This window comes from Maribellus mangrovi (assembly GCF_037646455.1).
GTDB classification, from domain to species: Bacteria; Bacteroidota; Bacteroidia; order Bacteroidales; family Prolixibacteraceae; genus Draconibacterium; species Draconibacterium mangrovi_A.
Genome location: NZ_JBBIXN010000001.1, coordinates 155,410 through 167,872 on the forward strand (window position 1 = coordinate 155,410; position 12,463 = coordinate 167,872).

Consider the following 12,463-nt stretch of genomic DNA (forward strand, 5'->3'; position numbering starts at 1 on the left):
AGATTATGGTTTGGATGTTTGTGAAATCTCATTGCGGATATGGAAATAGTCGAAATCGACATATCCGCCAGCTACCTTTGTTGCATAATTAAACAAGCCAAATCGATAGCCCATAAAATGATCGAGGGTGTACAACATTTTCAGTTGTGAACCAATTGGATTCCAGTTTTTACCGTCGAGGCTATAAAAGAAATTTGCAACATCCTTACGATCCTTAAAATCACATTCAGCTTTTAGATAAACCGTTTTTTGTGTAAGCGGTAAACTTTCAACCTCTTCAGGCGTGTCGGTCTGGCCACTTACCATGACGATCTTTTTCTTGCCGTTTTCAAACTTCACCCCAACCTGACCGAAATTTTTCTGCAAGAGTACCAGCCCGGCAAAATCACCTTCTTTCATGTTTGAAACATCAATGGAAGTTGAGCCTGAGCACTCAGGGCCGATAGTACGTTGCGTCAATGTATTTTTTGCCAGAAAGATACTATTGTCAATCCGTCCGTTTTTTAGGCGAAGGTAGCCTTTGCGCTCGCGAACCGACCAAAGCGAATGATCCGGATTGTGGTTCCATTGCCAAACCAGTGGAAGATCGGCATCTTTTTTCTTACGTTTAAAATCGTCGGAAGCGACAATACCCGGAATCAATCCTTTGCTTGCGGGAAGATCAAGTGTTTCCGGCACTTTTCCATCAACACCTAACACCGGCCAGTCATTTTCCCATTTTACCGGCACGAGATACGGAATGCGGCCAACGGCGCCATTGTCGCGGAACAAATAGCTAAACCAGCGTCCGTCGGGCGTATCGATTAAACCGCCCTGAGCAACACCTTTGTCCTGCAGCGCTAATTTTCCCTCCCACGGACCATTAATGTTATCGGCACGGTGAATTACCACAGTTCGCATGCCACCGCGAGGCCAGGTAATATTAAACAAGTAATATTTTCCGTTTACTTTGAATAACTGCGAACCTTCGGCACCCAGCATAATATTATCGCCGGCCGGTGCACTCGCATCTTCAATCAATACCCTTTCTGTTCCTTCTTTAATTCCGGAAAGATCCGTTTTCAACTCTACAATTGCCAGCTTTCTAACTCCCCAAATCATGTATATCCGGCCATCATCGTCGAAGAAAATGGTGTGATCGTGATAAGAAGGTTTAAACTTTTTAAGCTCCCACGGGCCATTCTCAATGTCTTTTGTAGAATAAATATAAGTGGTTCCGGTAGTTCCGGAAAAGGTCGACACATAGTAGGTATCGTTGTGGTATCGGATACAGCTTGCCCACGATCCGCGGCCATAGTCGCTCTTGCCATTTTCCAGATTCTGAAGGTCGGTATCCTCCAAAATGTCGTAACAATAATTCACCAGTTCCCAATTCACCAGATCTGTCGATTTCATAATAGGCACACCGGGATTCATGTGCATGGTAGTGCTACTCATATAATAAGTGTCTCCCACACGGATCATCGACATGTCGGGCACATCGGCGTAAATAAGAGGATTCGTAGCCAGTTTTTGTTGTGCCGGAGTCTGGTAAGAAACAAGACTCAAAAGAAGACACATTAAGGTGATTCGAATATTGGTCATTGTAGTAATAGTTAAAAATTATCTATGCATAATGCTTCGTTCTCATCAATTGAAAGGATCAGTGCATTTCTTTATTCTGTCCTAAATTATTTCCTGTAAACGTCTATCCATTCTTTCGATACAACAATTGAATTGTCAGACAAGAGTTTACGTATAATATAGATTCCGCTTGTCCGAGGTTTATTACGTAAGCGCTGTCCCATCAAGGTATAGTACCCTGTTGACACAACTGTGGTAGAAGAACCACCGTGCATATCCCCGATTCCAGTCGACATTTCCACTGTTCCGGAAAGAGCAATATATTTATTTGACAAACCAGGTGATGAAATAGCTATTTCACCATTATAATAACCGGCATCCAATCCGGATTTCAGACGAATATATACCGTTGTTTCATTGAGAAGATTGCCCTCAGGTGAGAGTGATAAAGACGATGAATACGTGCCGTCAATATTTAGTGAAATCTCATAGTTCTCCGACACACTCAACTCAATATCGTCGCTTAAATCGCTTGCTGATATCGAAAAGAATTGAGCTGAAGAAGGTCCCGCTCCCCTCTCGTAACTAAATCCACTCAAGTCAGAAGGAGACACAACAATTAAATCCTTCAGGTTACCTGAATCTTCGTCAAGCCCATAAAATTCAATATTATCGACATAGAAATCCACATTTCCAACCCCCAGTCCCCAAAGCAATTGGGTAGCGCCGGAAGTAAATACTGATGATGCATCAGTTACAGCGGCGCCGGTTTCCCACGTAATACTGTCTTTTGAATACTCTATTTTCAACGAAACCGGTGAAGTTCCCGCAACAGATGCCCGGTACCAAATCGGTTGTCCGGCTGCCGGTACCAAAGCATTGGCTCTTTGATTAACAAGTACATTCAAGGTATTAAAGCCCGACGTAGACTTATAAATCCGGAACTCGGAATGACTGGAACCGCCTGCAGTATACACCAGCAAAACATAACCTTCCATTAATCCCTGAACGTAACCGGTTGATGCGCTGCCTCGATTGTCGACATCACCTCTCATCAGCATTCCGACTTTGTAGTCAGTGCCCGAAGAACCAACACTCTGTTTCCAGGTTACGGAATAGTCAGTTCCCGTTTGCGAGAATAAATTCAAATCAATAGCCCCGGTTGCATTTCGGTTACCCCCACTATACGGTTTTAAGGCATTACTTGTTAAACCATTGGCATCGGTGTATGAAACTACCCCCGCAGTAGCACCGTTACTTAACGGGATAGCCGTATTTTCTGCGGGCGGTGTTTGGGCAATTGTTGTCGCCATATCATTTGAGAAATCATATAATACAGAAGTTGGCGGCGGTGACACTTCTCCATTAATGCTTAATAAGCGGACCGAAACGGCTTCAGAGCTTATCCGGATATCTCCACTTCTTGTTCCCACAGACAATCCGGACTTCATTCTTGCGTATACTGTTTGCATAGCCACTTCACCGTTCGCCGGAGTTAGTGTTAATGATGACTCATAACCTGTGGTTTCTGATAAAGAAATCTCAAAACCCGCCGGGGAAGTAATCAAAATATCACCAGTAAGTGAACTACCAGAAACACTGAATGACTGGCTGCTCGATGGTCCTTTTCCCTCCTCGTATCTGAAAGCTACAAGCTCTACTTTTGAGACGGATAAATTTCCTGTCGAGTATCGAATGTTATCCATCACCCACGAGAAATTATCGGTATTAAAGCCCCAAACCAATTGAGTTGAGCCTAATGAATAATTATCATCTGTGAAAGCTGTTACATCGCCGCCTTCCCAGTTCAGACTATCTTTTGAGCATTCAAAAACCATCTGATTGTCAACAACTGTAGCCCGGTACCAGCAAGGCTCTCCGGGTAGTACAGCGAAACCGGATGTATAGGAAGTTTTTGCAAGCAAACCTCCGGCATTCGCAACATTCGATTCTAATGTTACAGTATTATCCTCATTATTTAGTACTGTAAATAAGTACCCCTGTTTCATTCCGTCTGCATAGGCGCTCCATTCATTGTTTCCCCTTAATAATACACCTTTTTGACCTCCTGCCGTGTCGTAATATTCTTTCCAGGTAACCGAATAATTATCAGCCGTTTCCGGAAACATATCCAAATCAACTACTCCAGTGCCATTTGTTTCTCCTGAAGAATAGGCTTTGAAAGCGTTTGTCGTTTCGTCGGTACTGTTGGTGTAGGCAACAACTCCTGCACTTCCACTCTGAATTGTAACAAGTTCGGCTGGCGGAGTAGCAGCCGCTGAAGATGATTGGTCGTTTTCAAAATGATAAACGCCATTGTTTTCTCCCTGGGTAATAACGAAGTTATCGAAATTCAAACTGTACGAACTGCCGGCATTGGCTCTAAATTCAATTGCATTTTTTCCGGCCGATAATTCAACTGTTTGTTCTAAATATGCCCAATCGCTTTCTGTTGCGGTTTTTGTAAAAGTTGGCGTACTTATTTTCGTGCCGTTGACATACAGGTCCAATGTATTAACATCGCCACCTGATACCGAATATTTAGTTATCAGCTTATACTTTCCTGCACGCAAAGTTGTTACCGTATCTCGTACTCCTGCAGATGATCTTGTTCCAAGCTGCAAATATCCTTGTCCGGTGTAGTTTCGGATACTATAATTGTATCCTCCTTTAATAATTCTGTTAATGTTTTTGTAGTCGAAGCACTCTGCTTCGTATTGCCGTGGTCCGGTATAAAGTGCCGGTTTTTTAGGCGTTGCAATTGCGGCCGTAGTAAATGATGTTAAGCGTTCGGTGGCAGAACCAGAACAGTTAACCGTAATATCGAGCGGCCCATTATGCTGAACGGTAAGTGTATAAACTCCATCGGCCCAGTTTTCGTTTACCGAGCTCGGCGCATGGTTGGCTCTGTCGGTATAACTAAAAGTGGGTTTAGATGAACTTCCGTAAATTTTAATTACATCGGTTTTAAGCGTTGAAGGGCTGCGCTCATCGTAATTGGTCAGGTAAAAAGTCAGGTGATCGGCATATTCTTTCATCACCCCGGAAGTGTATTGTTCGTAAGTCAGTTCAACACGTTCGCAGGTGTTGTATTTGAACGGAATGCTTCCGCTGGCAGTCTGCCCTGTTTTATAAGGATTGTAGGTAACCCAACCGTTTTCATGTCGGCCTGCATAAATATCGCCTGTGTATTCTTCAGGAAAAAGGTTATTCAATTCATTTACCTTGCTGGAGATATTCGGCCAACGACTTGAATAATCTGTTGTATTTACTTCTACCTCAAAAGAGTTGGCTGCGGCATCTTCCAGTTGGTAAACCGTTGGAATTGTTGGATAGCGCCCCGTCTTCTTAAAAAAGGTTTTGTTGTCTCTTAAGTTACCGTCGCCCGGCATGCGGTAAAGTCCTTCAAACAGCGTTTCGGGCGAACTGTAAACCTCATCAGAATTACCGGAGTTTTGATCATTCACTACGACTACTTTTGTGCGGTCAATCACTTCCTGACGACTTGGAATCCGTACTGTTCCGTCTAAAACTTTTCGGAATAGATCGATGCTAAAATTGTCAAATTGCCGGAAAGTATCCCATCGTCGTTCGGTGTAGCCATCGGTAGTTCCGGCCGGATTGAGTTCGCGAAAACACTGTGTCCAGATTAATTCAGGTGCATCAATAACGGTTTGACCGGTTAGCATGATATGCTCAAGGTGAGCAGCCCCACCGGTTGCCAAAGTAAAGTTTTCATGTTCCCCGTTCTGATCCGTCCAGCCGGTATCGTCGTAGCGTATCCCGTATTGTCCGCAGAATCCTGAAAGATAGGTACCCAAACAGATACTTTCCATGTCTGAAATATAGGATTGCTGGGTATATTTCTCGCACAAAATATAGTTTTCGGTGTACTTGCTTGAAGCTTCTGCAAATTTCGGAATACGCTTCAGCATGGCAATCGGATTGATATTCGCACTCCACTGATTTCCGCACCAACTTACCACCAAATAACCTCCGTACTTATTGCTCAGTTCCAACAGGTTGGCGAAGTGCGTAATACGTTCGGGCCAGGTAGGTGAAAATTGAGATTCAGAGTCGCCAAATCCCCAAAACTGCTCGGCATAACTAAAGCCGATGAGATTAGGAAACTCCTGGTATAATTCTTCATAAACCGTCAAATCAAAGTCGGTGAATTGTGCATAACCACCACTGGCAATTTGAACCACTGCCCACATTTGATTTTGGGCACAAGTCCGCAGCCACGATTTGGCAATTTCGAAGCCATACTCCGCCACTTTGAAACGGTCGTTGTCATCATGACTGATCGACAACGCGATATTCATTACTACAAACGGGCGAATGTCTTCCGGAATCAGGTCGATGATTTTTTGAGGATCTGCATAATTCCATGTATCAATATGCACCAGCCACATTGGCTGATCGGACGATACAGGACGCCTTAACGGATTACTTGATTGCGCTTCTAACGAAATCTGAAAGGCGATCAGGAATAAAAATAATAGTATAAGCTTTCCGTAAAACCGGATTTTGCCAAATGATTGATAGTCGTGTTTCATAAATTAGATAGTCGATGGCAGTACCCGATATTTCATCAATTTCCTGCCCTATTAAAAGTTTATTCAATAAATAAATTTCCGTTCGTTACTGCGGAACAACATCGTTTGCCGAAGTGGCGTACAAACCAAGCAAACACCCGGTAAAACCACCGGCTACATCGGTTGAAAGAATATCTCCTGAAACCGTACCGCCCAAATTCACAAAGTCGGTATCGTTGGTTGAATATGAAAACTGGTAGGCGTCTCCTTTCGCTTCCACCTTTAATCTCAGCGGATTGTCAAGCGTTATTTTTGTACTTGCCAAAATTTCTGAATTGTATTGCCTTCTTACTCTTGAGCCCGCATTTCTTTCTAAAACAACAAAGTATTCATCTCCTTTTTTTGTGATACCAAAAACATAATTGGAATATTCATTTTGCAAACAGGTCAGACCCGCCAGATCTTTCTCCGATTTAGGCACATAGTCAATGCTTGCCCCAAATGAAAAGTTTTTGTGCATCTGACGGTAAAATAAAGTAGATGTGGGTTTCATCTCTTTAATGTTGGTATCGAATGGTTGAATCTGGATGCCGTTCTTAGCTTTTTCGATAAAGGCTTCACGCGGTCCTCTCAATCCAATCCACCGGTAATCCAGTTGTTTTGAAGAAAAATCCTCCTCGTAAGTAAAATTACCATTCGGGAAGAAACCGTCTTTCCCGGTTTTATTTTCTACCCCTTGTGGCATTTTAAGCTTGGTTTCCATCGGAACGAGACCATTCTCGAACACAGGAAAGGTACCAGACCAGTCGACAGGTAAAATAAAAGTCTCACGCCCTGTATTTACACGCTGTTCTTCGTTAGGCCGAACAGCCAGAAAAACACCGTAATATTTGCCATCAGGTCCTTCGACCACATCGGCATGTCCAGCCCAATCTACTTTATTAGCCCTTTCTTGTGGGAAATACCGCTGCGTAAGAATGGGATTGCTCGGTGCCGGTGTAAAAGGTCCTTTGGGATTATCGCCAATAAAGATCACCTCACTGTGCCAGCCTCCTGTACCTCCTTCGGCGCACATCAAATAATACTTACCGTCTTTTTTATACAGATGTGGCGCTTCAATCCAAATAGGTTTTTTAGAAAGGTCGACTCCTCCATTCACAATGATCTTGTCGGTTCCGTGAATCACCTGATCGTTTTCCACATCGTACTCCCAAACTTTTATCACCCGATGACCGTTGTAAAGTGCTTTTCCTTTGTCGGGAGCATCGTTGTGTACCACATAGGCTTTTCCGTCATCATCAAAGAAAATCGACGGGTCGATACCATCAAACTGTAACTTTATCGGATCACTCCATTCTTTCTTCAAAGGGTCTTTGGTTTTTACGATGATGTTTCCCAAACCACCGGTAAATGCAGTGGTAATCATGTAGAAAGTATCGTTGTGCGGATTATAGGTAATACCGGGAGCATATACGCCGGAGCTAATTCCACAATTGTGAACATCGAGCTGCGACGGGCGATTGAGCACACCGCCTAGATCGGTCCAGTTAACGAGGTCTTTTGAATGAAATATGGGCACTCCAGGAAACATAGCAAAAGACGAACATACCATATAATAGTCGTCGCCTTTTCGGGTAATCGCCGGGTCGGGGTAGCAACCTTGCAAAATGGGATTGTAAAACTCATCAGCTTTCAGCGGGTAATTATTATAAACATCATCCAATCCCTGATAAATAAATTCAGAGAACACAGGACTATTTGAAGATTTGGACTTCGTAGCCGGCTGGTTACTGTATCCTTTTATTGAAAACAGGATGGCCAACACAGTTATACTGAGTTCTAAATCAAGTCTTAAAATTCTTTTCTTCATTTCTTTTTTTATCTATTTCGTTTGTTATTTTAACGGATAACTTTTGACAGCAACATCGTCTTTGTTACTTATCTGCTTAATAGAATAATTGAATTAAAAAGTAGTAGTAGAGGTATTATTATAAATTTTAGCTTCTTCATATTCATTGGTTTTAGTTCAGCATAAAAGTAATATTAAGCTATCTGTCATGTTTGTGATTACAGATAATATATTTTCAATTTCAAATATTTCGTGTGAAATCTAGTAAGGTCGTAGAATTGTTTGATGGCTGAGTAAGAAATAAAACGTTACTCAACAAAGCTGGTAGCGTTTATGCTGTAATATACTACAGTTCATTATCAAAATATAGTAATGTGCTTTAAACCAGTTGAGGAGGATTCTGATCGCACAATAATTCTTTGATATTGGAAGAATTTATTCCGAATAATTAAATAACGATCGAACATACCCCAATGAATATATAAAAGGTAATGATTAACTTTATACCAGGAAGGATGTTGAATATGTCACCTAAGTACTAAGTAGGTGGCCCAAGGCTCGAGTATCGGCATAGAGATCTGCATATCAAGGCATTAAGCGAGAGTTTAGTTCTTTTTTATATTATCAAGCGAAACATCTTGAGTGCACTATCATCTATTTCAACTGATTCCTAGACCCAATAAAACCAAAGTAAGAACCTCCTACAATATATTCATATCAAGGCTTTAGGTATAGAATTAAATACTCGTATTATTTTCTTCTACTCCCCTAAACGAAGTTTTCTTCTTGCTAGGTTTTTCCACGGTTCCTAATTTTAGTTAAGAAACCTCTGAAACATAGCAACTCCATTATGCAAAAGTTACAAAATGCATTCCTTACAACTACAAAATCAGAAATAATCTATTTTTTCACTTGTTTTTTACCGGTAACTCCTGACAAGATCCAACAAGTTGCCAGAAAGCACACCATACATAGTACTACAGTCATGGTTTGAAAATTAGGGTTTGAAAATCTTTTAAAAAAATCGGTACTAAACATAGTGACAATTATTTATATTTCAATGTGTTTGGATAATAATTTTCAATAGATAATTTCAATCAACATGCTGATCTTCATATTACTAATTAAAATCTGATTTAAAAATTGCACTAGACATCTCCCCCCATTTAGGATATGAATATGAAAGTAGCTGTTACTGTTTCATGGCCTTGTGTATAAATAAAAATTCATCTTACCACTAAGGATTTCGGATAGATAATCTTAAAATATACATGCAGCAATCAAACCAACCTTAATATTGGCTGAATAATCCAGAACAATAAAAAAGGACTCAACACTAAGCTGAATCCTTTAATAAGTTTTTTGAATCTAAGAGAGTAATGATTTTTACTCATCCATGTCGTAATTCGGACATACAGACTTTCCAATCCACACTATTTCACCGGTAAAATAATCGGCTGCCAATTCTCCTATGTAATGTGTTCCCCAATTTCCTCTAAGATTATATTTCCAATATACAGTTATGGTTTCATCATCAGGATAATAGAGATCTCGTTCAGATATTTTAAAAACTTCACCCGTATCACTCGTTACTTCACCTTTTATTTGAACAATTTGTTTCATAAACTTACCATGTACATAGTGATACAGATAGTGAATCCTAAGCGTTCCACCTTCCAGGAAGTCAACCATTTCACCATCACAATAAATAGGTGACCAATAAGTAGATACCGACCAACCTTGAAAGGCTCTTTGTGATTTTTCTTGTCCTTCAACATTTGTTGAAAAAGCAATGACCACAAGAAAACTTGCGATAAACAACATTAAAGATTTCATGATAAATGATTTTGATTAATAATATCCCTGGCATATCAGAACTCAAGAGGAAAAATTTTTAAGTTCTTATTTTATAAACGTCTTTTAAGGAATAGGGAATTATCTTTTACCTTTTACCATAGTTATGGTTCCTTCCCAGTGATGATGCGAATAATTATCTTCAGTACTGTTGTAATCATCAGACCATCCACCTCCGGTTGCTCCTTCAAACCGACCGGTTCCACCAAGTATCTCAAAGGGATCTCTCCAATAATTAACAACATAATCAGGATGATCTTCTAATGGAGGCTCAACTACAGCGCCTTCAATGGAAACAAATAGGGAATCCCCATTGTCAGCGACTATATATGCGTACGTATCACCATAGTAGGTAGAATCACCGTCAGCTGAAGCTCCAAGGATGCAAAAATCAAAGTGAATGGTTGAACACCCAACATGTGTACCATCACCAACTCCGTCGACAATTACATTAAAAACATCAGGTCCACATTTATCACCAGGTGGCATGTAGGTGCCTAAATAATTCACTATAAATGGTACGGTAACCATCTTAAGGTCACCATCTTTATGAGATCCTAATTCACCGCTTTTTAGGTCACCGGTAAGTTCATCACCAAGATCAGAGCACGCAAGGCACAGAGCAAAACAAAAAGCCAGAATAAATAATTTCTTAATAGTTTTCATAATCAAAGTTTTAGGTTAATACTAATCTGGCTTAATCCAACAAAACTGTATAGAGATACAACACGTTGTCTTAACATGATTTAATGATTGGATCTAGGAGTAATATATTGTGGAATAAATTACGCAGTGAAATAATAATTGTTTCATTCTTATATTCCAACTGCCTGATTTAGAATCATTATAAATATAGAAATATCAATAAAATCCATTGGAGAATGAATTAACACTTCATGAAAATATTGGAATATATTCAACATTTTTCCTAAGAATTTTAGTCGATGATGCCAGGCAAAATTCCACTGATATTCACTTTTTACTATTGTAAGATTTCAATTAGATGAACATTAGTAGTTAATAAGATGTTTATATCTTGTTTTTAATTGATGATTTAAAGACATATCCGCAAATCATTAGTCAAAAGAATTCTCACTATTTAATTTACTAATCAAAAAATGAACAAAATGAAATTATTAAAACAAAAAGTGATTCGGGTTACTATGTCGCTGGTATTCCTAACAGCAGGATTAATCACTGCAAATGTTGTTCTGGCTCAGGAAAGATTTATTCTTTCAACAATTGAATTTTCAATAAAAACAGGACATGAAAGACAGTTTGAAAATGGAATAAAAGCCTGGAAGACTTGCTACCTCGAAAACGGAGGAGAATGGACCTGGACAATGTGGAAAAGATATAACGGAGAAGGTTCTGTTTATGTACTTTCATCACGAATGGACAATTGGGCTGAATTAGATAAAAGTGATGAATCCGGAAAAGAATGTCGTCAAATCGTGGTTGATCAAATTATTCCTCACATAGAAAGTACGGTGGACATGTTTTCCAGAAACATTCCGGATATAAGTAGATCGGCACCATCAGAAATGGGTGTAATTTGGGTTACATTTTTCCAGGTGGAAAATAATACTGTTTTCAGAGAAACAATTAATGAAATATCTGGCATAATAGCTAAAGCAGAGGGTGACGAAAGAGGATACTGGTATAGCGTTAACGGTGGCGGTCCTGACAGTCCTGATTATTTTGTTACAACACCTTTTAAAAATTTTGCTGCACTGGATGTCGATCGTGATGGTGTATGGAAGATGGTTGAAAATTCAAAAGGTGAGGATGCAACTGAAAAGATGCGGGTTAAGTTCCGGGAATCCGTATCAGACATTTGGGCATATATGTTCAAAATGATGGACGAATTAAGCCATAATCCTGAAAATTAAAGAATCGTATTTTTAATATTTAGAATACTTACTTATCCATCCATCCACTGTTCCTCCCGGAAATGGATGGATGGTCGTAGTATTTCTCCACAAATTCCAGTTGTATCTATTTTCCATGAAGGATTGGATGCATTGACTTAGGACTTCAACCAAACTTTTTATTTGAAATTATTCTTTACGTAATTGTGTGCTCAAACTTTGAGATTTACTACCATTTCATATAGCCAAAATTGCCTGTACTAATCCAAAAATTATCAAACCCGCAACAGGAAGAAATGTAATTATAACAGGCAAAACATTAGGCTCATTTACAGCAGTGTAAGTAACTCTTTGAATGTCCTTTCTTTCAATTATAACATTTTCTGAAGGATCAGATTCTATATCAGTATTCAGGTAAATATGGTATGACTCCGACTTACTCTTTCCGAGTTCTTGACAAACACCTTCCAATGTCCGGTAATGAAATTTATAATCATGAAGCTCAAAAACATTATTTGGGGTATGTACTATTAAGTAATCAAAATCTTTAGAATAATAGTCAGCTAAAGGCACATATACCTCCTTAGTTGTTTTGCAGGATTGAAGTACGTTTAACATCGAGAAAGCCAGCAATATATAAGCGAGTTTTTTCATTACTAAATTGCTTTTCAAGATGTAGCATTGTTTTCAGTAAACATTTACGGATATAATTTCTCAAAGTTTTTACATTTTCTGCTTATACACTACCCTACTCTTATCAATGGGACCTAAAGATGTTTTAAACTGGA

The 12,463-nt window shown here is 39.7% G+C and carries 7 protein-coding genes; 1 reads left to right on the top strand and 6 read right to left on the bottom strand.

Features of this window, described 5'->3' with window-relative positions; all coding sequences use genetic code 11:
* Nucleotides 1-3: 3 nt before the first annotated feature.
* The 5 genes from WFY05_RS00455 to WFY05_RS00475 form a co-directional block, all read right to left on the bottom strand.
* The gene (locus WFY05_RS00455) at nucleotides 4-1,584 is read right to left on the bottom strand and encodes a glycoside hydrolase family 43 protein (protein WP_340110730.1); all 1,581 of its coding nucleotides are present in this window, start codon (nucleotides 1,582-1,584) and stop codon (nucleotides 4-6) included.
* Nucleotides 1,585-1,670: 86 nt separating this feature from the next.
* On the bottom strand, nucleotides 1,671-6,122 hold the full coding sequence (locus tag WFY05_RS00460; protein ID WP_340110732.1) for a glycosyl hydrolase family 98 C-terminal domain-containing protein: 4,452 nt from the start codon (nucleotides 6,120-6,122) through the stop codon (nucleotides 1,671-1,673).
* 85 nt (nucleotides 6,123-6,207) lie between these two features.
* Nucleotides 6,208-7,971, bottom strand: a complete 1,764-nt coding sequence (locus tag WFY05_RS00465) for a glycoside hydrolase family 43 protein (protein ID WP_340110733.1) — start codon at nucleotides 7,969-7,971, stop codon at nucleotides 6,208-6,210.
* Between the two features lie 1,365 nt (nucleotides 7,972-9,336).
* Nucleotides 9,337-9,786 (bottom strand): hypothetical protein, encoded by a 450-nt coding sequence (locus WFY05_RS00470; protein ID WP_340110734.1) that lies wholly within the window; start codon nucleotides 9,784-9,786, stop codon nucleotides 9,337-9,339.
* A 99-nt stretch (nucleotides 9,787-9,885) separates the two neighbouring features.
* Entirely contained in the window at nucleotides 9,886-10,470 is a 585-nt protein-coding gene (locus tag WFY05_RS00475) for a hypothetical protein (RefSeq protein ID WP_340110735.1), read from the bottom strand.
* A 461-nt stretch (nucleotides 10,471-10,931) separates the two neighbouring features.
* Between WFY05_RS00475 and WFY05_RS00480 the strand changes: the two genes are divergently transcribed.
* Complete coding sequence (locus WFY05_RS00480) at nucleotides 10,932-11,696, top strand: hypothetical protein (protein ID WP_340110736.1); 765 nt, start codon at nucleotides 10,932-10,934, stop codon at nucleotides 11,694-11,696.
* A gap of 216 nt (nucleotides 11,697-11,912) precedes the next feature.
* On the opposite strand, the gene WFY05_RS00485 is transcribed toward WFY05_RS00480, so the two are convergent.
* A complete protein-coding gene (locus WFY05_RS00485; protein ID WP_340110737.1) occupies nucleotides 11,913-12,329 on the bottom strand; it encodes a hypothetical protein in 417 nt (138 codons plus the stop codon).
* Nucleotides 12,330-12,463 lie beyond the last annotated feature (134 nt).